Genomic DNA, 24,471 nt, shown 5'->3' with positions numbered 1-24,471 from the left:
CCCTTGTGCACCGCGCCGTTCGAGTGCATAATAGAACTAGTCGAACGAACACGTTCGGGATTGTCGGGAGGGGAGCGATGTCCGCAGCGCAGGAGCAACCGGACGGCCGTCTTTCGAGCGCGGATCGGCATGTCGCAGTCGGCGTCCGTTCGATGGCGGATGTGCATGCTGCGGTCACACATGGACATCCTGTGCTCGTTGACGTCGGGGAACTGCTGAACGACGTACGTTTCAGCGGCGTCGAAAGCGGCATCGACCACTGCACCGACCGCAACGCCGACAGCAGTCCCGACGTCGGAGCCGAAAGCGGCGCCGTACCCGTCCCTGATTCCGTGCCGGCGACGGTTGAAGATGGGCGCATTCGTGAACAGGCCGCGGATGAACTGTCAGCACATGCGGGTCTCGTCGATCGTCTCCGCGCCTATGAACTCGTCCAGCTCGCCACGATCGGGGTCTCGCTGGCTGTGACGCTTCGGCGCTCCGCGGATCGCCTTGCAGAACTCTTCGCCGATGACGGGGACGATTCGGTGCCTCAGCAGACGCACCAGAAATCGTCCGATGCTCAGCCGGGGATCGAGTCGGATACGTGCGGGGCGGCGCCCGGTGCGGGCGGATTGGCGTCCGGTGCCGCGTCGGGTGCTCGCGTGGTGGCGTCGGGTGCCGCGGCGAGTGCGCGGAACGTCCCGAATGCGTTCACCGCCGCGGCCGGCCTGCCGAACCTCGAGGGTCAGGAGAGGTTCCTCCCGCGTGCGGAGCACCTCCTCGAACGCGAGCATGAAGCTGTGCTGAATGTACGGCTCAGTGCACGGACGGGTGATTCTCGCAGGCGACTGGGTCAGGCTCTGACCGCGTATGTCGGGATGCCGTTGCTGCTGCGGTCCATGCTGAGCGGTCGTGTTCGGTACAACCGTTTCGATGCTCTCACGCGCAGACTCAAGCATCTGCCGCTGCCGCACCTGCAGAACCTCGATGTGTTTCTGGCCGGTCTGGACCCGCGGTACTCGCTCGGCCAGTTCCTGCGCCACGCGGTGTCGTTCCTCGCACAGTTCGATACGGAGCCCGTGCTGGCGGCACGGGCGCGGTCTGCTCGTGATGTGTGGGTCGAGCATCTGCCGGACGGTCTCGCGGTGCACTGCATGCAGGGGCCCGCCGCCGTCATCGAGGCGCGTCATGCGAAGACGAAGGCCACTGCCAGCGCGATCATGAAGAACCAGTTGAAGAGCATGAACGTCACGCGCACTGACACCACCGCACAGGCGGGCACGGGTGATCTGCCGGATCTGGGCGAGCTGAGGGTGGCGGATGAGCGGACGCTCCGGCAGTTGATGTTCGACCTCCTCATCGGAGCACAGCCGCATACGCAGACCACACTGGAATCCAGGATCGCCGATGGCGACTCCTCCGAGCGCCTCCGTGTGGATGTCGTGTGCCCTGATGACGCGACGATCCTTCGGAAGCAGGCGGCGGTCGTGGTGACAGTGCCCATGACCACGCTGCTCGGGCTGGACGACCGGCCCGGCACGGTCGAGGGCCATCCGCTGCCGGCGGACATGGCCCGCAGCATCGCAGGCGCCTCGAAGTTCTGGTACCGGATGCTCACCGACCCCGCCACGGGGCAGGTGCTCGATGATGTCGCCCACCGGTATGAACCCGACAGAGCGACTCGGTTGTCAGTGCTGAGCGCATGGCAGACGTGCACCCTTCCGGGATGCAGCAGACCAGCACGCGAATGCGAGATCGACCACGGGATCCCGTTCGACCACGACCATCCCGAACGCGGTGAACGGACAGAGCCGGCGAATCTGCACCCGCTGTGTGCTTCGCATCATCAGGCGAAGACCGAAGGCCGCATCCGGATGAGGCGCACCGGCTATGACCGCGTCGAATGGGTACTTCCGTTGGGCACGACGGCGACCACGATCGCGCCAGGGGTCGATGACGGAGGGGTTCTCACCGCCGCCTGTTCGCCTGCCGACACCGACGTGCGGCGTGCGGCACGGGCCGCGATCGATGAACGGATCGTCGTCGACCCCGTCACGAACCGTCGGGCCGCATCTGCGGTGTTCGAGCGGGCGGGCAGGGAATTCCTGGAGGAGGAGCGTGAGCGCGAAGAACTGCAGGCCGCGATGAGGAGGGTACGGGACCCGTTCCTCCAGGAGCAGCGGCGCATGCGCCAGTGGGTGAAGCAGACACGCAGCGATCTCCATGAACGAGAGGAACGCGTACGCGCACGTGAGAACGCGACCTGCCTCAGAGAACGGGACCTGATCAGGGACGAGAAGTTCGCGGCTCTGAATCTCTCGGTGGCTGAACAGAAGCTGGTCGAAGCGAAGAGGCGAGTGAGGTTCCCGGAGACGCCGCTCGTTCGATACAAGACGGTCATCCCGATGCGGATCGAGCACTTCGACCTGGGCGACGGCATGGTCGGCAGTCTCCACACCCCCGTATTCTTCAGAACCGCGCCCGTGGGTGGCAGCGATTCGTCGGGTGGAACCCAAGCATCCCAGGCAGCCGCAGCAACCGATGGACCGCAATGGAATCGGCGGGGCCGGCACGAAAAGCGTCACCGGTCCTGCATCGACGAGCAGTTGGCGACGCTGGTCCACGATGGGTTGGCTCAGCGGAGGGTCCACATCCAGTGGGGCCACGTGGCATCCGAACTGATCCGAAGCCCGAAGCCCCGACCGGAACAGCTTCCGGAACCGCGACCCGCAGAGGGATTCGAGGACGATCCTCCACCGTTCTGAGGTCATCGCCAGTGCTCCGACTTCCGATCCCTGCCTCGACCCGCACTTGTGATCTTGACGGCACTCCTTCGAAAACGACACTTGTTGGTTAAATGTTGAATGACTTCATGGGAAGATCATGAGCATGACGACACAGTATGCTCCGCACCCACACACCCCGCCGCCTCACTCCCAGTATCCGCAGTCGCAGCCGCCCAAGAAGCAGACCAATGTCATCGGTGTCATCGCTCTGATCGTCGGAGTGATCGGCTTCGTCTTCGCGTGTATCCCCGGTGCCCTCATCATCGGCTGGATAATGCTCCCCATAGCGTTCATCCTCAGCCTCGTGGGGCTGTTCCTCCCGCGGAAGGCGAAGTGGTCGGCCATCACGGCGCTCATCGTCTCCGTCGTCGGCACCATCGTCGGCGTCCTCGTCTTCTTCTTCGTCATCGTGGGTGCCGTCGACGAATCCTTCGGCGGCTCCGATTCGTCAGTGGTGGAGAATGACGCTGCAGTGACCGACGAGGTCGATGGAGGTGCCGGGGCTTCCACCGTCGACGACGAGGGCTCCGAGTCGTCCGGTGGCGCGGACGCCGCCACGAGCGAGGCTGGTTCACGGGAGAACCCCTCCGCCCTGGGGTCGACGGTCACCGGTGACGAGTGGGAGATCACCGTCGTGGACTTCAACGCTGAGGCCGACGAGGAAGTCCTCGCCGGGTATGACTTCAACGAACCGGCAGCCGAGGGCAGCAAGTACGTGGTCGCCGAGGTCGACGTCACGTACATCGGTGAAGGATCCAGCGATCCCTTCCTCCTCGACATCTCATACCTCACCGATTCCGGCAACGTCGTCGAAAGCTACGACACGATGGCCATTGCTCCGGAGCCGACGCTCAACGAGATCGGTGAGATGTACACGGGTGCTTCCGGTACCGGGAACGTCGTGTTCGAGGTCCCGGCAGACGACGAGGGACTGCTGCGCGTGGCACCGGGCATGATCGCCGACGACGTCTTCATCAGCACGAAGTGACGGTGCGAACGACCTGACGTGACGTGACGCCTCGAACGATTCGTTGTGGCGTGACGCTCCGAACGACCTGATACTCCGCGGTCTCGCAGAATCCCTGCGGGGCCGCGGAATGGTTCGGAGCCAGAAGGCTGGCCGGACGCGCCTCTGCACCACCCCGCGAGTGCGCAGTCCGACGCGATGCACCAGACTGTGATCGAGAGCAGGGGCACGCCCGGGCTCTCGGATCGCGAAGGAGCAGGATGAGCACGCAGAACCCCTCTGTCGAACAGAACGTGGCCGAATGGCTGGCCACCTACGACACTCCGGACGCGGACGTCGCAGACCTCGTCTGCGATCGGCATGACCCGACAGCCGTCGCGTTCACGTACATCGACGAGGACCTCGGCTCCGAGGACGTCACGTACGGCCAGCTCGCCGAGCGTTCGCGCAGGCTCGCGACGGTGCTCGCCGACCACGGAGTGCGGGAGGGCGATCGGGTGCCCGTCCTCATGAGCAAGAGGCGCGAACTCGTCGAGACGCTGCTGGCCATCTGGCGGCTGGGCGCCGTCCAAGTCCCCCTCTTCACGGCCTTCGCGACCGGTGCGATCGAGATGCGCGTCGAAGGATCCGCCGCCACGCTCGTCATGACAGAGCCGTCGCAGCGCTTCAAGCTCGATCCGATCGCGGGCATCGAGGTGCTCGAGGTCGGTGATGACCTGGACGCACGGATCGATGCCGCTGCCCCGCTGGCGGAGAACGTCGCCGTCGGAGGGCGGGGAACCATGCTCCAGCTCTTCACGAGCGGGACGACCGGCAAACCCAAGGGTGTGCCCGTGCCGGCCCGCGCGCTCGCCGCTTTCCACTGCTACGTCCACTACTCGCTCGACGTGACCGAAGACGACGTCTTCTGGAACGCCGCCGATCCGGGGTGGGCCTACGGCCTCTACTACGGCATCCTCGGCCCCATGGTCGCCGGACGGCGCAGCCTGCAGCTCATGGCCGGCTTCTCCGTGGAGTCGACAGTCGCAGTGCTCAAGGAGTTCGGCGTGACGAACTTCGCCAGTGCTCCCACCGTCTACCGCACACTGTCGAAGTCGGACCTCGTCACGGGCATCGACCTGCGCCGGGCATCATCGGCGGGCGAGCCGCTCACCCCCGACGTCGTCTCGTGGGCGCAGGAGGCACTGGGCACCGAGGTGCGCGACCAGTACGGGCAGACCGAACTCGGCATGGTCATCAACAACAACTGGCACCCGGAGATCGCACAGCCGGTGCGCACCGGCTCGATGGGTCAGCCGATGCCCGGCTACTCCGCCGGCATCGTCGACGGGCAGATCGCGATCGACGTGGAGAACAGCCCGCTCCTCTGGTTCACGGGCTACCAGGACTCCCCGGAGAAGACCGCGGAGCGGTTCACCGACGATGGCCGCTGGTACCTCACGGCGGACACCGGGAAGGTCGACGGCGACGGCTTCTACTACTTCACCGCCCGTGATGACGACGTGATCCTCGCCGCCGGCTACCGGATCGGCCCCTTCGACGTCGAGAGCGTCCTCATCACCCATCCGGCCGTCGTCGACGTCGCGGTCGTGGGCCGCCCCGATCCTGAAGGCATCCGCGGCGAGGTCGTCGAGGCCTTCGTCGTCCTGGCCGACGGAGTGTCCGAGACGGATGACCTGCGCGCGGAGATGCAGACCTACGTCCGCGAGCAGTACTCGAAGCACGCCTACCCCCGCACCGTGCACTTCGTCGAGTCGCTGCCCAAGACGCCCAGCGGCAAGGTGCAGCGCTACCTCCTGCGCGAAGGCTGATCCCACACGGGCTGCTGAGTCTGCTGGAGCTGTCGAACCCACGGGACCCGCCGAGCCCACAGGATCCGCCGAGCCCACAGGATCCGTCGAGTCCACAGGATCCGTCGAGTCCACAGAGGAGACCGGACCCCGTGAGCGAGGTGTGGGTCACTGCCAGACGTCTATCGGTGGGAGTCGCGCGGTGCTAGGATCATCTCCTCATCTGCGCCGGAGCGACGGCTGGAAGCAGCACGTGCCGACTCCGCCGATGACGACTGATCATCATCGAATGCACCCGTGGCGGTCCTGCCACGCGTGTGCGGATACACCTCTCACAGACTCGGAGCACAGCCGTGACCACCGATACCGGAAGCATGCGCGCAGTGTCGCGCAACGATGACATCGATCCTGCGGGTATGCGGGTCATCTGGCTCCTGCTCGCAGCCGCGTTCGTGGCGATCCTCAACGAGACGACGATGGCCATCGCCATCCCGGAGCTCAACATCTCGCTGGGCATCCCGCCGGAGCAGGGACAGTGGTTCACGAGCGCCTTCATGCTCACGATGGCGGTTGTCATCCCGACGACCGGATTCGTGCTCCAGCGATTCACGACCCGCCAGGTGTTCCTGGCGGCGATGATCACCTTCTCCGTGGGCACGGCTCTCTGCCTCGTCGCCTCCGGGTTCATCCCGCTGCTGGTGGGTCGCATCGTGCAGGCCGCCGGCACCGGCATCATGCTGCCGCTGCTCATGACGACCATGATGAACGTCGTGCCCGCGCACTCGCGCGGACGCATGATGGGCCGCGTGGGCCTCGTCATGTCGCTCGCCCCCGCGATCGGACCGACGATGTCCGGCCTCGTCCTCGACAGCCTCGGGTGGCGCTGGCTGTTCGGAATCGTCCTGCCGATCGCGCTCATCGCCCTGGGCCTCGGTGCGAAGTGGATGACGAACCTGGGCGAGTCGACCGATGCGCCGATCGATGTCGTGTCCATCCTGCTGTCCGCCCTGGCGTTCGGCGGCATCGTGTACGGCCTCAGCCAGTTCGGCGGGGCGAATACCGGTGGTGCCGGTTCGACCGTCCTCCTCATCGGCTGGGGCGCGATCGGCGGCGGACTCGTGTTCCTCGCCGTCTTCGTGTGGCGGCAGCTGTCGCTGCAGAAGCAGGAGCGGGCCCTGCTGGACCTGCGGGTCTTCCGCTCGCGCAACTACGTCCTGTCGGTCATCATCATGGCGATCGTCGCCCTGTCGATGTTCGGCACGTTCTCCCTGCTGCCCCTGTTCCTCCAGACGGTCGCCGGTCTCACCGCCGCGCAGTCGGGCATGGTGCTGCTGCCGGGCTCGCTCCTCATGGGTCTGCTGGGTCCCGTCATGGGCCGGATCTACGATGCGCGCGGACCCCGCGTGCTGCTCGTCCCGGGCACCTTCATGATCGCTGCGGCGATGTTCGTGTACTCGACGGTCGGCACTGCGACGCCCACATGGACGCTGGTCGTCGTCCAGACGGTCATGTCGCTGGGCCTCGCCGCGTCGTTCACCCCGCTGTTCTCCGCGTCGCTGGGATCGCTCCAGCGGCACCTCTACTCGCACGGCTCCGCAGTGCTCAACACCCTCCAGCAGGTCGGCGGAGCGGCGGGGACCGCGCTCCTCGTGGCGGTCTACTCCGCCGCACTGCATGCGGGCGAGGCTGCTGGCGAGTCCGCTGCCGAGGCCGCAGCACCGGGTGCCCGCGCCGCCTTCCTCATCGCGGCGTGCATCGCGATCGTCCCGGTGGTCCTGGCCTTCTTCATCCAGAAGCCCGAGGACCAGGAGGCGGCCGAGGTGGTCGCAGACTGACCCGCACCCGCACCTTCACCCGCACCACCTAGGGTGAGAACCACAGCGGAAGCAGTCTTCGTGTGGTGATGAGGAGGCCGGGATGACGATCCGAGTGGTGGACGAGGCGGTGTCGCGGGAGCTGGTCGATGAGGCTCTCGCGCTGGAATCGGCGCGCGAGGCCTTCCTCGCCTCCGTGGGGGACTCCACCGTCTACCCCGTCGTCGTGGCCCCCGTGACGGAGCGCGGCCACCGCTTCACCGTGAAGTCCGGGGCGAGCGGCACTGCCGCCGTCATCAAGATCGGCAGCTACTGGCCCGGCAACGACGCCCACGGACTGTCGAACCATGGATCGTCCGTGATCCTCCTGCATCCGGAGACCGGACGCATCCGCGCCGTCGTCGAGGCCGCAGCCGGCAACGGCTTCCGCACCGCCGCGGCGGACGCACTCGCGGTGCAGACCCTGGCCCGGGAGGATTCCCGCGTGCTCACCGTGGTGGGCACGGGCCACCAGGCGCTCTACGAGGCGCGCGCGGCGTTCCGCGTGCGCGACTTCGAGCGCGTGCTCGTCGCAGGCCGCCGTCCCGAGGCCGCCGAAGAGCGGGCGGACCGGCTGCGCGAGGTCTTGGGGGCCTCGGCGGCGGGCCCGAGCAGTGCAGGGGTACCGGGCGGTGTGACGGTCGAGGCGACCTCGATCGAGGACGGCGTCCGACGGGCCGACGTCGTCGTCACCGCGACGAATGCGAAGTCTCCGGTCATCGACGCCGGCTGGGTGCGCCCGGGAACCCACATCTCCGCGATGGGCGCGGACGGCTCCGGCAAGCAGGAGCTGGGGGCCGCGCTCTATGAGCGGGGCAGCCTCTTCTGCGACCTGCCGGACCAGTCCCGGTCGATCGGTGAGTTCTCGCATGCCGCGCCCGAGGTCCCGGTCACCGCGCTGGGATCCGTCCTGACGGGAGCGGCCCCGGGCCGGGTGGACGCTGACCAGGTCACGGTGTTCGACAGCTCGGGCTTCGCGCTGCAGGACCTGGCATTCGCCGAGGCGATCCTGAGGCGCGCGGGTGAGACGCAAGAGTAGGCGATCCCCCTGACATTCCGGTACCACCGCGGGTGCCATTGAGTAAGTGCCACTGCCTAAGAGGCGGCGTGCGACCGTCTGCGGGCCAGCACGGCGAAGACGATGTTCACGAGCAGCACGATTCCGGCGAGCGCATTGATCAGGAAGAATCCGCCCAACTGCAGCGCCGTGCCCGCGAATGCCGCCATGAGCGCGCCGCCCAGATTCATCGCGGAGTCGGACATCCCCTGCAGCGGCACCCGCATGCGATCGTTCACCGACTTCACGAGCAGCGACGATCCGCCGATGAGGAACATCGACCAGCCGACCCCCAGCAGGAACAGCGCGATGTTGAGGATGACGAAGTCCGACGAGGGCAGCAGCGAGTCGTAGATCCCCAGCGCGATGGTCACGGCGTAGACGACCGCGCCGGAGGTGATGACGCTGCCGGGCCCCCATCGGTCCGCCATCCAGCCGAAGATCGGGGAGAAGACGTACATGCCCATGATGTGGATGCTCACCACGATCCCCACTGCCGTGAGGTCGAAGTGCTGGTGGTCCATGTGCACCGGGGTCATGACCATCACGTTGGTCATGATCATCTGCCCCGAGATCACGGTGATGACGGCGTAGAGGGCGACCGGCTGGCGGAGGAGGTACCGGAGCGCCTCGCCGAAGGAGGGCCGGTCCTGGGGTGCTGTGCGCACCGTCGTCTCCTGCTGGTCCGTGGGACTGCTGACGACGCGGCGCTCGGGGGTGAGGGTGAAGGCCGCGGTCGCCGCGAGGAGGAAGCAGCCCATCGAGATGAGGTAGGGCCCCGCCAGCGGATTCATGCCGAGCAGCTCGCCCAGTCGTGATCCCGGCTCCGTGAAGTTGGGGCCCAGCACGGACCCGACGGTCGTCGCCCAGATGACGATCGACATCGCCTGTCCCGGCTTGGCGGGATTCGCGGTGTCGGATGCGGCGTAGCGCGCCTGGAGGCCCGCGGCGGTCGAGGAGCCGCACAGCATCATGCCGACCATGAACAGGGGCAGGAAGCCCACGGCGACGCCGGTGAGGACGATGGCGGCGCCCAGGGTCCCGATTCCGAACCCGAGGGTCAGCGCAGTGCGCCTGCCGAACCGCGACGCCAGCGTGGACAGCGGATAGGCGACCAGGCCGGCCCCCAGGATCACACTCATCTGGGCGAAGCCCGCCATCGCGGTCCTGCCCGTGATCTGCTCTGCGAGCAGACCGCCGACGGCGTAGCCGGACGCGATCCCCGCGCCGGAGAAGAGCTGGGCCGTGAAGAGCTTGGCCAGTGTGAGCTTCTGTGACGTCACCGTCGTCGTCCTTGTCCTCGTCATCTAGGATACAAGATGGATCCTACAGGGTGGGTGAGTGCCGGATGAAGGGGAGTGGACAGGTGACGACTGACGATTCGTCGGCGGCCGGGCGCGCGTACCGGCACCTCCGCGATGCGATCCTCGAAGGCGGGTTCGCTCCCGGCCAGATGTTGGGTGAGAGCGGCCTCGCCGAGGACCTGGGGATGAGTCGCACTCCTGTCCGCGCCGCGCTGGCACGGCTGCAGGAGGAGCAGTGGGTGACGATCTACCCCAAGCGCGGAGCCCTGGTGAACGGGCTGAGCGACCGCGACATCTCCGAGATCGCGGATGCCAGGTACATGCTCGAGGCGTCTGCGGCGCAGCGGGCGACAGCGGTGACGACCGAGCGCCTGCTGCCGAGGCTGGAGGAGTCGCTCCGGGAGCAGGAGGCCGCTTTGGAGGACGGTGACCTGCCGTTGTTCATCGACCTCACGACCGGTTTCCATCGGATGTTCGTCGAGATGGGCGGCAATGCGGTGCTGCTGGAGATGAGCGACCGCCTGGCCGATCGACGCCGCTTCATGCTCTTCCGGCAGGGGGAGCGGCTCATCGAGCGGCGGGCGGCCATGATCGCGGAGCACCGCGCGCTGATCGAGGCTCTGCGCTCGGGCGACGTTGCGCGCTTTGCGGAGTCGCTGCGCGCTCACCTGCGCGACACGCACAACGCGGCCGTGGAGCCGCTCGGGTTCGTGCCGTGAGTGGCTGGGTTCAGTCGACCAGGTGAGTTCAGGTGGCCAGGTGAGCTCAGCTGACCAGCAGCATCCCCGTCAGCGCGAGTGTCGCGACGAGGATCGTCGACAGGGCGGCGAGGACGAACGGTCGCGGACCGACCTGCACGAGCGCACGGATCTTCACCCCGCACCCCAGCGCGAACATCGCAGTCGACAGCAGCAGGGTCTGGGCGACGCCGGCGATGTCCAGTGCGACCTCCGGCACGGGCACGAACGAGCGCACGATGACCATTGCGAGGAACCCGGCGACGAACAGCGGCACGATCGGCGGCAGGTGTACCGAAGGGGCCTCGGCCGCGGTGGCGCGACGGCGCTCCCGCACGCTCAGGATCGCGATGACGGGTGCCAGCATGAGGACGCGTGCGAGCTTGACGATGACCGCGATCGCCAGCGCTCCGCCGCCCAGCACACCGCCGGCCGCGACGACCTGCGCGACCTCGTGGATCGCCCCGCCGGCCCAGAGTCCGGCGGTCGCACTGTCGAGGGTAAGGAGGTTCGCGGTCAGCGGCAGCAGCGGGATCATGAGGGTGCCGAAGAGGACGACCAGAGCCACCGCGGTGACGACGTCCTTGTCGTGCTTCTGCTTCGGATCAACGACACCCGCGACGGCACCGACAGCAGCGGCCCCACAGATCGAGAAGCCGCAGGCCACGAGCACGGTGAGCACCGGTGAGAGGCCCAGCGCCCTGCCGATCGCGATCGTGCCGATGATTCCGATCGCGACGATGCCGACGACGACCGCGATCACCCCGAGGCCGAGTCCGAGGATGTCGCCCAGCACCACCTGCAGACCCAGGAGGACGATGCCGGCGCGCAGCACCGGCTTCGCGCAGAACGCGATCCCGGGAGCAGTGGCAGCCGGGAGGGGCACGAGGTTCGCCACGACGATTCCGCCGACGATCGCGAGGATGAGCGGGCTCACGCCGGGCAGGAGCAGGCCCGCACCGTAGGCAACGAGCGCTGCCACAGTGCAGAGGGTGATGCCGGGGAGGCGGGTCGCGGCGGGTGAGGCCTGGGCGTCGGCCGTCTCAGCGGTGTGCGACACCGGTGCGGACGAGGGGGGTTCCTGCATGAGCTCGACTCTTCCAAGCGCACGGCCCCGCCGGTAGACGGGGAAACAGCACCAGGGCATATCATCGTGATATGTCACTGGAGCCACCGCATGACCTGCCGAACCTGCAGGCGCTCGCCCTCTTCGTCGCGGTCGTGGACGAAGGCAGCCTGGGCGCGGGGGCACGACTTCTGGGCCTCCACCAGCCGAATGCGAGCCGACTCATCGCGCGCCTCGAAGCAGAGGCTGCGTCCCCGCTGCTGGATCGGCACCCGCGAGGCTCCCGGCCCACCCCTGCGGGTCTGGTCTACGCAGCGCATGCCCGTGAGCTCCTTGCGGCGGCCGATCACTTCACCGAATGGCTGCGGACGTCCCGTGACGAGGACGCGCCGGAGCTGCGCGTCGGTGCGAGCATGACGATCGCGGAGCACCTGGTCCCCGTCTGGCTCACGGAGCTGCGGCGGCGTACGCCGGATACCCATGTCCACCTCGAGGTCGAGAACTCGACGCGGGTGATCGATGACGTGCGGGAGGGACGTCTGCGACTGGGGTTCGTAGAGACACCCCACATCCCCCGCGACATCCACGCGCGCGTCGTCGCAGATGACGAGCTGATCCTCGTCATCGCGGCGCATCATCCGTGGGCGGAGAGGACGGACTCCGTCGGGTTGGACGAGCTCGCGGCGACGGCGCTGGTGGTGCGGGAGGGCGGCTCCGGCACCCGGGAAGCGCTCGAGGCGGTGGTGGGCGACAGTCCGCTGGCACCGCCCGCGATGGTCCTGGGGAGCAACGCCGCGGTGCGGATCGCCGTCGCATCTGGAGCGGGACCGGCCGTGCTCAGTGCGCTGGCAGTGCGTGCGCAGTTGGACTCGGGAGAACTCCTGCGCGTGCCGATTGCAGGCGACGGAGTGCGCCGTTCCTTAACAGCGGTGTGGAAGGGGCCGCGACGCCTGACCGGAGCCGCAGCGGAACTCGTGGAGGTCGCTGGCGAGCCGCAGGTGTGAGGCTCCCGTCCGTGGTGCAGGCGCAGGCGTCCTTCCGTCTGCGCAGGTGACGTCCTCCGTCGTGTCCGAGCCTCAGGCTACGATTGTGCTGTACGCCACAGGGTGGTGGCGTGTCACAGCGTGGTGACGAGGTTCGGCGGAGACGCCGGGAGGAGGCCGAAGATGGCGGCAGTGGAGACAGTCAAGGGCTCGATCGACAGCACACAGCTGGGGCGCACCTACGCGCACGAGCACGTGTTCGTCCTGGGTGAAGAGCATCGCCTCAACTACCAGGAGTGGGACGACGAGGCGATGATCGACCTTGCGGTGCGAGACCTCAACGAGCTCAAGGGACTGGGGATCGACTCGATCATGGACCCCACGGTGCTGGGCCTGGGCCGGTACATCCCGCGCATCCAGCGGATCGCAGAGCGGACCGACCTCAACATCGTCGTCGCCACAGGGCTGTACACCTACAACGAGATCCCCTTCCAGTTCCACTACTCGGGCCCCGGGCTGCTCTTCGATCAGCCGGAGCCGCTGACAGAGCTGTTCGTCAAGGATCTGACGGAGGGGATCGCTGACACCGGAGTGCGCGCAGCGTTCCTCAAGTGCGCGATCGAGGAGCAGGGGATGACCCCCGGAGTCGAGCGCGTGATGCGGGCGGTCGCACAGGCGCATGTGCGAACCGGCGCGCCGATCACTGTCCACACGAACCCGCACACCCGCTCCGGTCTGGACGCACAGCGGGTCCTCCGGGAAGAGGGTGTCGATCTCACGAAGGTCGTCATCGGGCACTCGGGTGATTCGACGGACCTCGATTACCTCAAGGAGGTCGCGGACGCCGGATCGCTCCTGGGCATGGACCGCTTCGGGCTCGAGGTGCTGCTGCCCTTCTCGGACCGGGTCGATACCGTCGCGCGGCTGGCGGCAGACGGGTACGCCGACCGGATGGTGCTCGCCCACGACGCTGCCTGCTTCATCGACTGGTTCGACCCGGAGGCGAAGAAGCAGGCCGTGCCCACGTGGAACTACCGCCACATCACGGAAGAGGTCCTCCCCGCACTGCGGGAGCGCGGCGTGACAGAAGAGCAGATCGACACCATGCTCGTGGGGAACATCCAGCGGTACTTCGAGTAGGACACGAAGAAGAGGAGACGTCGGAATGGCGGGCGGGGCGATCACAGTCGACGAGGCGCTGGCACTCCTTGCGGAGGGAGGCGAAGCGCTCAACGCGATCACCGTGACGACAGGAGATCGCGCGCGGGCGCTGGCCGCGCGCAGTGGTGAGACCAAGGCATCCGGTGGTCAGTCGCGACCTCTCGAGGGCATCGCGCTCGCCGTCAAGGACGTCATCGACATCGAGGGGTACCCGACGTCGATGGGATCGGCCGTGGACACGCACCGAGGCGACGTGACGACCGCCCCCGTCGTCGCCGCCCTCGAAGAAGCCGGTGCACTCACGGTCGCGAAGACGAACTGCCAGGAGTTCTCCTACGGCATCCTGGGTGACGAGAGCGTCTTCGGAAAGGTCGTGAATCCACGCGGAGTGGAGCTCTGCACTGCCGGCTCCAGTTCGGGGTCCGCTGCCCTCGTAGCCGCCGGTGCCGTTCCCCTGGCGGTCGGTACGGACACAGCCGGGTCCGTGCGCATCCCGGCCGCCTGCACCGGCACGATCGGCTTCAAGCCGACGTTCGGCCTCGTCCCCGTCGAGGGGATCTTCCCGCTCGCTCCGTCGTGCGACACCGTCGGCTTCTTCGCGCTCGACGTCGGCCTCGTCCGCAGTGCCTTCCTCGCAGCGCGGATCGAGGGCGGGTACTCGGTGGATGCGGGTCAGGTGCAGGTTCCGCCGGGGCGAACGGAACCGCGGAAGCAGGCCGGTGCGGGGTCCGGGGTCCCACCTCACCGGGTGCTCCGGGCAGGGGAGGATTCTGCGGCGGGTCGGCACCTCGACTCCGTCATCGATGAGGCGCTGCGCCTGTACGAGGTGCTGCGGAAGTACGAGGCGTACGCGATCCACCGCGAGTTCCTGGCCACGCAGGGTGACCGCTATCAGCCTGTCGTGCGGGAGCGTGCGCTGGCGGGTGCGGATGTGACGACTGCGCAGTACGAGGACGCGCGTGCTGGCCAGGAGGTATTGCGGAGGACGGCGCTGAGCCTGTTCGATGCTGCGGACGTCATCATCACCCCTGCGATGGACGTGCCCGTGCCGCGGTGGTCGGAGATCGGTCCGGAGCACCGCGCCGCGTTCACCTACTTCTCAACGCCCTTCAATGTGCTCGGATGGCCGGCGATCACACTGCCGATCGCCGGTGATGCGGTGGGTGCTTCAGGCCGTCTGAATAGCGCCGGGGGCGCCGATGGCGTGCAGCCGGATGCACTGCCGGAGTCCGTCCAGCTGGTCGCGGCCCCGCACGAGGACCTGGACCTCCTCGCCTATGCGGAGCAGTTCCTGCACTCTCACTGAGGCGCATCGAGAACCATATGACGTCTTCTCGGGGCCCTTGACGTGCGCCGTGAACTCATGTTCACTAATAATGAACAGACATTCACTCATGGTTGCGGGTCGCCAGGACCCGTGACAGATGGAGGCGACGATGCCCACCCCAGAGAACGGTGCGTCAGGCGAGAGTGCCCAGCAGCCCACGACCCCGCAGGTTCCCGAATTCGAGGACGTCCTCTACGAGGTCGAAGACACGTTCGCGGTCATCACGATGAACCGCCCTAAGGCGTTCAATGCGTTCCGGGCGCAGACGATCGACGAGCTCATCGAGGCCTTCACGTTCGCGTGGGGCGATGCCCGCGTCCGCTCGATCATCCTCACCGGCTCCGGTGAGAAGGCGTTCTGCGCCGGCGGCGACGTCAAGCAGAAGGCGGAGACGGGCGACTACGGTCCCAGCCGATACGGGATGTTCCGCGTGTCCGAACTGCACAAGCTCATCCGCGACGTGCCGAAGCCCGTCATCGCCGCCGTGAACGGCGTGGCGGTGGGCGGCGGGCACGTCCTCCACGTCGTCTGCGACATCAGCTACGCCGCGGAGCATGCCCGCTTCGGCCAGGCCGGACCCAAGGTCGGATCATTCGATGCCGGCTTCGGCACCGCATTCCTCGCCCGCGTCGTCGGCGAGAAGCGTGCCCGCGAGATCTGGTACTTCACGGAGCTCATGGACGCGCAGAAGGCCGAATCCTGGGGCCTCGTCAACGCCGTGGTCCCCGGCGAGGAGCTGCTGGACTACGCGAAGGAGCGCGCTCGCCTCCTGGGGCAGCAGGCCCCGACGGCTCTGCGCTTCCTCAAGCAGTCGTTCAATGCCGACTCCGACCACCAGGCCGGGTTCACCAGCCTCGCGATGAGTGCCCTCGACCTCTACCAGCACTCACCGGAGTCCCACGAGGGAGCCGCCGCGTTCGCAGAGAAGCGCGCAGCGGACTTCACCCCGTACGTCAACGGCTTCTGACGGCGACCCAGAGAACCCGACGAGGAGCATCGCCATGGACTTCACGATCACGCCGGAGGCACAGACGCTGGTCGACACGGCCGCCGGCTTCGAGGAGCGCCTCATCACCGAGGCCCGCGACCGCGAGGCCGCAGGCGCCATCGGCGCCGACCTCACGCGGGAGATGGGACGAGCGGGCCTCATCGCGCCGGAACTCAGCCGGGACCTCGGCGGCGGTGGACAGACGAAGGTCGCTGCCGGTCTCGTCACGGAGGCAGTCGCCCGCGGCGACCTGACGGTCGCGTACCTGCAGGTGGTCGGTTCGCTGATGGGACAGATCATCGCCAGGAACGCCGCGCCCGAGGTCGCCGCCCACTACTGCTCCCTCATCACCTCGGGGGAGGGCACGGTCGCGATCGGCCTGTCTGAGCCCGGTGCCGGATCGGACGCGGGGAACCCGTCCGTGACCGCCCGGAAGGACGGCGACGACTGGGTGGTGAACGGGACGAAGTCCATGTCCCTGGCGCTCACGTCGACCGCGACCGTCATCTTCGCCCGCACGGACCCCGATGGAAGCCGCGGCAAGGGGATCTCCGCGTTCCTCATCGACCTCGACTCGCCCGGTGTGACCCGCACGGCCGTGACGGACATGGGGCAGGCGGCGGTGGCCCGCGGGTTCATCGACTTCGAGGATGTCCGCGTGCCGGCCGCTCACCTGCTCGGCGCGGAAGGCGCCGCGTTCACCGAGGTCATGCAGGGGTTCGACTTCTCCCGTGCCCTCATCGGCCTGCAGTGCACCGGCACCGCGGCCCGCGCCATCGAAGACACGTGGGAGTACGTGAAGAACCGCGAGGCCTTCGACCAGCCGCTGTCGACGTTCCAGGGAGTGTCGTTCCCGCTGGCCGAGGCGGAGACCAAGATGGCCGCCGCCCGCCTGCTGTGCATCAACACGCTGTGGCTGGGCGACGAGGGGCTGCCCCACACCTCCCAGGCTGCGATGTGCAAGTGGTGGGCGCCGCTCGAGGCCTACCACGCAGTTCACCAATGCCTGCTGCTCCACGGGCAGAACGGCTACATGACCAGCAGAGACGTGGAGAAGCGCATGCGAGACGTGCTCGGCATGCAGATCGGTGATGGCACCGCCCAGATCATGAAGCTCGTCATCGCCCGGCAGTCGGCCGGCCGCGCGTACGCGCCCTGAGCATCACCGGGGACTTCCGCCGCGCCGCCTCCCCGCACAGACACAGACATAGACATCCGACGAGAACCACCAGGAGGACACCATGTCCGCACTCACAGACCGCATCATCATCGTCACCGGCGCCGCGTCCGGCATCGGCAAGGGGATCGCGACCCGACTGGCAGCCGACGGCGCGACCGTTGTCGTCGCGGACCTCGACGCCCAGAAGTCGCAGGACACCGCCGCGGAACTGGGCAACGGCTCGATCGGAATCGCGACCGATGTCACCGACCGCACCGCAGTCGATGCGATGACGGCGGAGGTCATCGACCGGTTCGGCCGGATCGACACGCTGGTGAACAACGCCGGCTGGGACAAGGTCGAGCCCTTCATGGAGTCGACCGCGGACACGTGGGACCGCGTCATCGCGATCAACCTGATCGGCACGCTGAACTGCACGCAGTCCGCCGCCGCCCACATGATCGAGGCCGGCTCCGGCTCCGTCGTCAGCATCGGCTCCGATGCGGGTCGCGTGGGGTCGAGCGGTGAGGCCGTGTACTCCGCGGCCAAGGGCGGCATCATCTCGTTCACGAAGACGTTCGCCCGCGAGGTCGCCCGCAGCGGCATCAACGCCAACTGCGTGTGCCCGGGACCCGCTGACACCCCGATGTTCGCTCAGATCAGTGCCGAGAACCCCAAACTGCGCACGGCGCTGGAGAAGGCGATCCCCATGCGCAGGCTCGCGCAGCCGGAGGACCTGGCGAACGCTGTCGCGTTCTTCGCCCGCCCGGACTCGAACTTCATCACCGGCCAGACTCTGTCGGTCTCCGGCGGACTCACGATGGCCTGAACCTGCGCATCCCCGCAGATCCCAGCGCAAAGGAGCACTGAGAGCATGCCGACCACCTTCCAGACACGATTGACCGACACACTCATCGAGCAGCACACCGCGAAGGGGGCGTGGAAGAACCGCATCCTCCTCGACCACCTCGAGGAATGGGCTCAGAAGACGCCGGATGCTGTCGTCATCCACGACCCCTACGGATCGCACACGTACGCGCAGCTGCGTGCCGACGTGGACGAATGCGCCCGTGCGCTCGTGGCGGCGGGGGTGCAGCCGAACGACGTGATCGGCGTCCAGCTGCCCAACGGGTACGAGTGGGTCGTCATGCACCTGGCCGCGCAGCAGGCGGGCGCGGTGACCAATGGGCTCATCCCGATCTATCGCGATCGGGAGATCGGGTTCATGGCGAAGAAGGCGGAGGTCTCCGTCCTCGTCGTGCCCAACCGGTTCCGGAAGTTCGACTACCCGGACATGGTCGACCGCCTGCGCCCCGACCTGCCCGACCTGCGCCTGACGGTCGTCCTCGACGCACCCGGCGAGGAGTCCTTCACCGCCCGTGACGGATTCGTGGGGTGGGACGACTTCCTGGCCGGGGCCTCGGGCGCGGGGGATGTCGACTGGAGCGCACGGCGGCCAGACCCGAACGACGTGGGCCTCATCCTCTTCACCTCCGGCACGACCGGGGACCCGAAGGGCGTCATGCACACGCACAACTCGGTGCTCGCGGCGGCACTGCCGTGGCCGGACGGGCTGGGGCTGGGCCCAGGCTCCGTCATCCACATGGCGTCGACGTTCGGGCACCTCACCGGGTACATGTACGGCGTGTGCCTGCCGCTGCTGGTGGGCGGGACCGGTGTCTTTCAGGACGTGTGGAACGGGGAGGAGTTCGTGCGGCTCGTGGGCGAGCACGGCATCGAGCACACCTCCGGCGCCACCCCGTTCCTCCACGACCTGCTCGAAGCGGCGAAGACGACCAGCGGAGATCTCTCCAGCCTCAAACACTTCTGCTGCATGGGCGCGCCGATCCCGCGGGTCATGGTGCAGGAAGCGCGATCGCTGGTCCCGAGCATGAGCGTGTTCGGCGGATGGGGTCAGACGGAGTGCGGCCTCGTGACCATGACCGCGCCCACGGATTCCGCGGACAAGGTGACATCGACGGACGGTCGCGCCCTGGGCGATATGGAAGTGCGCATCGTCGATCCGCTGGGCGAGCCCGTCCCCGCGGGGACGGAAGGCGCCGTGCAGGTCCGCGGGCCGTTCCTGTTCGTCGGCTACCTCCGAGAGGAGCAGCAGACGGCGGACGCGTTCGACGGGGACTGGCTGGACACCGGAGACCTCGCGATCATGGATGAGGAGGGGTTCATCCGGCTGAGCGGCCGCACGAAGGACATCATCATCCGAGGCGGTGAGAACATCCCCGTGGCCTACGTGGAGAACGTCCTCTACGAGCACCCGGCGATCACCGCGGCCGCCGTCGTCGCGGTGCCGCATCCGCGACTCCAGGAGACCGCGTGCGCGGTCGTCACGGTGAAGGAGGGCGAAGCGCTCACCCTCGACGGGCTGAAGGAGTTCCTCGAGTCGAAGGGCGTCGCGAAGCAGTACTGGCCGGAGGAGCTGCGCGTCGTGGAGGACTTCCCACGGACCCCCAGCGGGAAGATCCAGAAGTTCAAGCTCCGCGACGAGGTAGCCTCACGGTCGTGAGCATCGATGGGAACGACGTGACCGCCGCCGTGCAGGGCGCGCGAGCGGAGCTGCGTGCACGCCAGATCGTGGACGCGGCGATCGCACTCATGCAGGAGAAGGGGTCCAACGCCGTCTCGATGCAGGCGATCGCGAAGTCCGCGGGTGTGAGCGTGGGGCTCCTCTACAAGTACTTCTCCGACAAGGAGCAGATCCTGCTCGCGGCCATCACCCGGGTGCTGGGAGCCTTCCGCGATCGCGTGCCGCAGGCCATCGAGGGGATCGACGATCCGGTCGACCGTGTGACCGAGGCGTTCGCCGAGTTCTGCCGCGCCGTCGACGACCACCGCCATGCGGTCGTGCTGACATACCGGGAATCGCGGTCGCTGAGCCGTGAGGGACTCGCAGACATCCAGGGGCAGGAACTCGAGACGCTGGGGCCGCTGGTCGACGCGGTGCGCGGTGCGGCTGATGCCGGCGACCTGCGCGACGTTCCGCCGGAGCTCTTCGCCTACGACCTCCTGGTGCTCGCGCACACTTGGGCTCTCAAACACTGGTACTTCCATGCGCAGGGGCTCTCCGTCGACCAGTATGTGGAGCAGCAGGTGCGCACCGTGGTGCTGGGTGCACTCACCGACGCCGCGCGAAGCCGCGTGGAGCGATGAGGCTCACAGCACCGCGCTGACCGGCGACGTGGCCGGAGGGCGAAGGCCGCACCTGACGGACACTGCAGAAGGACGACCATGACCGGCACACCAGCAGCGGCATCGGCAGTATCGGCGGCATCAGCGACAGAGACACCAGCAGCGGCATCGGCGCACGACCCGATCGGACACCTGTCTCCCACGATGCTCGAGGGGCACGTCGCGTTCATCACCGGCGGCGGGTCGGGAATCAACCTGGGCATCGCCCGGGCCTTCGCGCGCTGCGGCGCCTCGATCGCGATCTGCGGCCGCACCGAGGAGCGGCTGGCGACGGCCGCCGAGGAGCTGCGCGGGATGGGCGCGAAGGTCGCCTACAAAGCTGCGGACGTGCGCGATCCCGAGGCTCTGCAAGCGTCGGTCGATCACGCGGTCTCCGAGCTGGGCGACATCAGCATCACTGTCGCCGGAGCAGCAGGGAACTTCTTCGCGAAGGCGGAGGAGATGAGCTCCAATGCCTTCCGCACCGTCATCGACATCGACCTCATGGGCGCATACCACGCGGCCCGGGCCACCTTCCCGTCCCTGCAGAGGACGCGCGGCTCGATCCTGTTCATCTCCGCCAGCCAGGCGTTCAAGGCGACGAAGTACCAGGCCCACGTGGGAGCGGCCAAGGCCGGCATCGAGATGCTCATGAAGGACCTGGCCGTCGAATGGGGCGAGCACGGCATCCGCTCGAACTCGCTGGTGCCCGGCCCGGTCGCCGGGACTGAGGGGATGGCCCGGCTGGCGGGCCCGACAGGCGATGACATGTGGAAGCGGGCCGTGCCGCTGGGACGCTACGCGGAGACCGAGGAGATCGGCGCGATGGCCGCGGTGCTGTCCGGCCCGCTGAGTGCTTATGTCACCGGCTCCCAGTACATCGTGGACGGCGGATTGGGGCTCGTGGGCTCCGGGCACATCTCCGACGCGGTGGAGCAGTCGCTGTTCTCCGAGGGGTGAGGGGCTGGGGCAGGGCTGCGGAGACGATCGACGAGCAGGTTCAGATCCGCTGTCCGTCCAGGAACTCCGTTGCGATCGTCAGCAGCTCGTCGGGTCTCTCGACGTGCAGAGCGTGACTGGAGCCCGGGCCGGTCACGAGTTCGAAGCGCGCACCGGGGATGGCATCAGCGACCTTCTTCGCCTGTCGTGGCGGGGTGAGCAGATCCTGTTCTCCCACCACGACGAGCGTCGGGGCCGTGATGGCGGGAATCCGATCGAGCGAATCGAACGCGAGATCCGCGTCCCACTGCTCGACGGTCACCTGCATCTGCTCCTCCGTCTGCGGCAGCGCCGGGATGGACGGCGCCATGAGCTCCGCCAGATCCGGTCGGTCGAGCATCTCCGGAGAGTAGGCGAGGCCGGTGGCGGCCATGGCGTTCTCGAAATCACGATGCACGTAGGGAAGTCGCAGTGCGCTGAGCAGGGAGCGCTGGTATCCGTCGCATCCTGCCCATGTCGCATACATGACTGCTGAGGCGACCTGATCCGGATGGGCCAGGGCGAGTTCCTGCGCGATCGCCGAGCCCAGAGACCATCCGAGGACATGCGCGCGGGGGATCTCCAGGGCTTCGAGCAGAGCTGATGCGTCCTCGGCCATGGACGCGACGGAGAGGGCGCCTTCGCCCCGCTCGCTGCCACCAAGACCGCGGTTGTCGAAGGCGATGACCTGGTGCTTCGCCTCCAGACCAGTGCGGAAACCGCCCCACAGAGGGATCGAACCGGTAGTGCCCATGATGAGCAGGAGGGGTTCACCGCTGCCGGTGATCTCGTAGTTCATAGTGATTCCGGTGCGGACGGGGATGTGTGGCATGGCTGCTCCTCTGAGGTGTGACTGGACTCGACGGTGAGTGGTGTGGCGCGAGGGAGTCGCAGGAACCGACCATGTGTCCCTCGGGACGGTGCGACCCGATGTTCAGCTGTAGGAGAGTCCGTCGGTGATGTCGACGGTGGGGAAGACCTCACGTTCGTGGTCGTACTCCAGCATCTGCTGCCAGGGGGCGCGGTCGCCCTGACGGTAGAGCCGATCGAGTGCACGGACCATGTATCCGGCGGACACGTTGTCCGGGTCGACCCAGGGCCGCCTCTCCATTCCGTCGTCCTCTGCTCGCAGCGCGGGCGTCACAGTGGTGGCGCCGGTGGCCTCCATGTGTGTGAGGATGCGAGCCAGCAGGTCGTTGACGATGTCGATGCGCAGAGTCCAGCTGTACCGGAAGTACCCGAGCGCGAAGGCCATGTTCGGGATGCCCGTGATCATCATTCCGCGCCACGTGATGCGATCGGTGAAGTCCACGGGCTCCCCATCGACTGTGAAGGGGATGTTGGCGAACGAGGTCATGGTCATGCCCGTGGCAGTGACCACGATGTCGGCATCAAGCTCCTCGCCGGATGCGAGCAGCACTCCGCGCTCGGTGAATCGCTCGATCGTGTCAGTCTCGACGGTCAGCTTCCCCGCCTGCATCTGCGTGAAGAAGTCGCCGTCGGGGATCGCGACGAGCCGCTCCTGCCAGGGGCGATAGTCGGGGAGGAAGTGCTTCTCGAAATCGACGTCCTCGGGGACCGCGGCGCGGATGCCGTCGAGGAGGAACTCCCGTGCGGCGTCCGGCTGCTCGCGTGAGAGCGTGACGATCTCGTCGGTCTGCTTGATGTACTGACGACGCAGGATCTCGTGGGTCCACTCTTCGGGAAGATCCAGCGGTTCCAGTGCAGCGGACAGGTCGTGGACCGTCGGTGCGATGAAGTAGTAGGACGGGGAGCGCTGCAGCATCGTGACGTGTGCGGCGTCCTGCGCGAGCACGGGCGCCACGGTCGTTGCCGTGGAGCCTGACCCGATGATGACGATGCGCTTGTCTGTGTAATCGAGATCGGTCGGCCAGTGCTGCGGATGGACGATCGTTCCCTGGAAGTCCTCTTCGCCGGTCCACTCCGGGCGGTAGGGGGACTCATGGTCGTAGTAGCCGTTGCACATCCATAGGAAGGACGCGCTGTATCGGATGGTGCTGTCTCCACCGTCAGCTCGGTCTGTCTCACGAGCGACCGTGGCCGTCCATTGGCCGTCGGCGGAGTCCCACGTCACGTCGAGGACGCGGTGACCGTACCGGATGTGATCGGCAAGGTCGTCTTCGGCGATGACTTCCTGCAGGTACTCGCGGATCGGTTCCGCGCGAGCGATCGAGGGGCCGGCCCAGGGCTTGTGCCGATACCCATAGGTGAAGAGGTCGCTGTCCGATCGGGTGCCGGGATATTGGTGGGTGAGCCAGGTGCCGCCGAACGATTCCTGGGTCTCGAGGATGGTGAAACTGCGGTGCGGGAAGTTCTCCCGCAGGTGGTGGGCTGCGCCGATGCCGGAGACGCCGGCACCGATGATGAGCACATCGACATGCGTTGTCGCGGAGGCGGAATTCGTCCGGATCTCTGCCTCGGTCGGGGTGCCGCTCGCTGAGCGCGCATCGGTTCGAATTGCAGTCAATCGACTCTCCTTCGACGGCTCCTGTCAGCGACGTTGCTGCTGGTCCGTATTCCTCACCCTATCTGTGAACTGCGAATACGTCAGGAGCCGCCGCACCCGTGCTGCTGGAGAGACGCCCCGCGCCTCAGCCCGTCGCGGAGAGTGCCGGGTGACCGCTCGCGATCGAGACGCGATTGAACGCGTTGATCATGACCGCGGTCCACTCCACTGCAGCGATCTGCTCCGTCGAGAGATGCTGGGCCGCCTGCGCGACGATCGCATCGCGGTCCTGGCTCGTGTCGATGACCGTGAGGGACTCCGAGATCAAGAGCGCCGCACGCTGCACACCCGAATACACGGTCATCGCGTCGCGCCAGGCGGGCAGCACGTCCAGCTGCTGCTGTGTCACGCCGGCTTCGCGTGCGCGGGGGGCGTGGAGGCTCAGGCACGTGAGGCACCCGTTGATCTGGGACACCCGCATGTTGATGAGCTCGATCGTGTCGTCGCCCAACCCCACTCCGTGCGAGGCGGTGCGCGAGGCCGTCGACGCCTTCACCAGTGCCTTCTGGACGGTCGGATGCTCCTTGTCGATGAACGGCCGGCGCTTCGGGGCCGCTGCGTCAGCGTTCGTCTTTGGATCGGCGGCGTTGTTCACTGCCGCATCCTGCGTCGTCGTCACG

General features: G+C 67.4%; 20 protein-coding genes. 15 read left to right on the top strand and 5 right to left on the bottom strand.

Annotated features, from left to right (window positions below; all coding sequences use genetic code 11):
• Nucleotides 1–191: 191 nt before the first annotated feature.
• From FM105_RS01920 to FM105_RS01900, 5 genes are all read left to right on the top strand, one after another.
• Nucleotides 192–2,747, top strand: a complete 2,556-nt coding sequence (locus FM105_RS01920) for an HNH endonuclease signature motif containing protein (protein ID WP_143275786.1) — start codon at nt 192–194, stop codon at nt 2,745–2,747.
• 124 nt (nt 2,748–2,871) lie between these two features.
• On the top strand, nt 2,872–3,756 hold the full coding sequence (locus FM105_RS01915) for a hypothetical protein (RefSeq protein WP_143275785.1): 885 nt from the start codon (nt 2,872–2,874) through the stop codon (nt 3,754–3,756).
• A gap of 239 nt (nt 3,757–3,995) precedes the next feature.
• Complete coding sequence (locus FM105_RS01910; RefSeq protein ID WP_087003828.1) at nt 3,996–5,546, top strand: AMP-binding protein; 1,551 nt, start codon at nt 3,996–3,998, stop codon at nt 5,544–5,546.
• A gap of 353 nt (nt 5,547–5,899) precedes the next feature.
• Nucleotides 5,900–7,360, top strand: coding sequence for an MDR family MFS transporter (locus FM105_RS01905; RefSeq protein ID WP_087004292.1), 1,461 nt, complete (start codon nt 5,900–5,902; stop codon nt 7,358–7,360).
• Nucleotides 7,361–7,442: 82 nt separating this feature from the next.
• A complete protein-coding gene (locus FM105_RS01900) occupies nt 7,443–8,417 on the top strand; it encodes an ornithine cyclodeaminase family protein (RefSeq protein WP_087003825.1) in 975 nt (324 codons plus the stop codon).
• Nucleotides 8,418–8,473: 56 nt separating this feature from the next.
• Here the strand turns inward: FM105_RS01900 and FM105_RS01895 are convergent, their stop codons facing one another.
• Complete coding sequence (locus FM105_RS01895) at nt 8,474–9,718, bottom strand: MFS transporter (RefSeq protein ID WP_256970150.1); 1,245 nt, start codon at nt 9,716–9,718, stop codon at nt 8,474–8,476.
• Between the two features lie 83 nt (nt 9,719–9,801).
• On the opposite strand from FM105_RS01895, the gene FM105_RS01890 reads away from it, so the two are divergent.
• Nucleotides 9,802–10,458 (top strand): GntR family transcriptional regulator, encoded by a 657-nt coding sequence (locus FM105_RS01890; RefSeq protein WP_256970149.1) that lies wholly within the window; start codon nt 9,802–9,804, stop codon nt 10,456–10,458.
• Between the two features lie 46 nt (nt 10,459–10,504).
• Here FM105_RS01890 and FM105_RS01885 read toward each other — a convergent pair whose 3' ends face one another.
• Complete coding sequence (locus FM105_RS01885) at nt 10,505–11,563, bottom strand: YeiH family protein (protein ID WP_087003816.1); 1,059 nt, start codon at nt 11,561–11,563, stop codon at nt 10,505–10,507.
• Between the two features lie 71 nt (nt 11,564–11,634).
• On the opposite strand from FM105_RS01885, the gene FM105_RS01880 reads away from it, so the two are divergent.
• The 9 genes from FM105_RS01880 (at nt 11,635) to FM105_RS01840 (ending at nt 21,306) form a co-directional block, all read left to right on the top strand.
• Complete coding sequence (locus tag FM105_RS01880) at nt 11,635–12,546, top strand: LysR family transcriptional regulator (RefSeq protein ID WP_087003812.1); 912 nt, start codon at nt 11,635–11,637, stop codon at nt 12,544–12,546.
• 162 nt (nt 12,547–12,708) lie between these two features.
• On the top strand, nt 12,709–13,665 hold the full coding sequence (locus tag FM105_RS01875) for a phosphotriesterase family protein (RefSeq protein ID WP_087003809.1): 957 nt from the start codon (nt 12,709–12,711) through the stop codon (nt 13,663–13,665).
• A 25-nt stretch (nt 13,666–13,690) separates the two neighbouring features.
• Nucleotides 13,691–14,992 carry an amidase gene (locus FM105_RS01870; protein WP_087003806.1) on the top strand — a complete coding sequence of 434 codons (1,302 nt, stop codon included), beginning with the start codon at nt 13,691–13,693 and terminating at the stop codon, nt 14,990–14,992.
• A 130-nt stretch (nt 14,993–15,122) separates the two neighbouring features.
• On the top strand, nt 15,123–15,980 hold the full coding sequence (locus FM105_RS01865) for an enoyl-CoA hydratase-related protein (RefSeq protein WP_087004289.1): 858 nt from the start codon (nt 15,123–15,125) through the stop codon (nt 15,978–15,980).
• A 34-nt stretch (nt 15,981–16,014) separates the two neighbouring features.
• The gene (locus FM105_RS01860; RefSeq protein WP_087003802.1) at nt 16,015–17,160 is read left to right on the top strand and encodes an acyl-CoA dehydrogenase family protein; all 1,146 of its coding nucleotides are present in this window, start codon (nt 16,015–16,017) and stop codon (nt 17,158–17,160) included.
• Nucleotides 17,161–17,242: 82 nt separating this feature from the next.
• Nucleotides 17,243–17,989 (top strand): SDR family NAD(P)-dependent oxidoreductase, encoded by a 747-nt coding sequence (locus FM105_RS01855; protein ID WP_087003799.1) that lies wholly within the window; start codon nt 17,243–17,245, stop codon nt 17,987–17,989.
• 45 nt (nt 17,990–18,034) lie between these two features.
• Complete coding sequence (locus FM105_RS01850) at nt 18,035–19,684, top strand: AMP-binding protein (protein WP_087003796.1); 1,650 nt, start codon at nt 18,035–18,037, stop codon at nt 19,682–19,684.
• Nucleotides 19,681–20,328: a TetR/AcrR family transcriptional regulator gene (locus FM105_RS01845; protein ID WP_087003793.1), complete on the top strand. Its 648-nt coding sequence runs from the start codon at nt 19,681–19,683 to the stop codon at nt 20,326–20,328. Before FM105_RS01850 ends, FM105_RS01845 begins: the two co-directional genes overlap by 4 nt.
• Before the next feature lie 78 nt (nt 20,329–20,406).
• Nucleotides 20,407–21,306, top strand: coding sequence for an SDR family oxidoreductase (locus FM105_RS01840; RefSeq protein WP_087003790.1), 900 nt, complete (start codon nt 20,407–20,409; stop codon nt 21,304–21,306).
• A gap of 40 nt (nt 21,307–21,346) precedes the next feature.
• Here FM105_RS01840 and FM105_RS01835 read toward each other — a convergent pair whose 3' ends face one another.
• From FM105_RS01835 to FM105_RS01825, 3 genes are all read right to left on the bottom strand, one after another.
• Entirely contained in the window at nt 21,347–22,156 is an 810-nt protein-coding gene (locus tag FM105_RS01835; RefSeq protein ID WP_087003784.1) for an alpha/beta fold hydrolase, read from the bottom strand.
• Between the two features lie 102 nt (nt 22,157–22,258).
• Complete coding sequence (locus tag FM105_RS01830) at nt 22,259–23,812, bottom strand: flavin-containing monooxygenase (RefSeq protein ID WP_218777886.1); 1,554 nt, start codon at nt 23,810–23,812, stop codon at nt 22,259–22,261.
• A gap of 124 nt (nt 23,813–23,936) precedes the next feature.
• Nucleotides 23,937–24,470: a carboxymuconolactone decarboxylase family protein gene (locus FM105_RS01825; protein WP_256970147.1), complete on the bottom strand. Its 534-nt coding sequence runs from the start codon at nt 24,468–24,470 to the stop codon at nt 23,937–23,939.
• Nucleotide 24,471: the final 1 nt, after the last annotated feature.

The organism is Brevibacterium yomogidense (genome assembly GCF_900163715.1).
In the GTDB taxonomy this organism is placed as follows: Bacteria; Actinomycetota; Actinomycetes; order Actinomycetales; family Brevibacteriaceae; genus Brevibacterium; species Brevibacterium yomogidense_A.
This window is presented reverse-complemented; position numbering and strand designations above follow the sequence as displayed.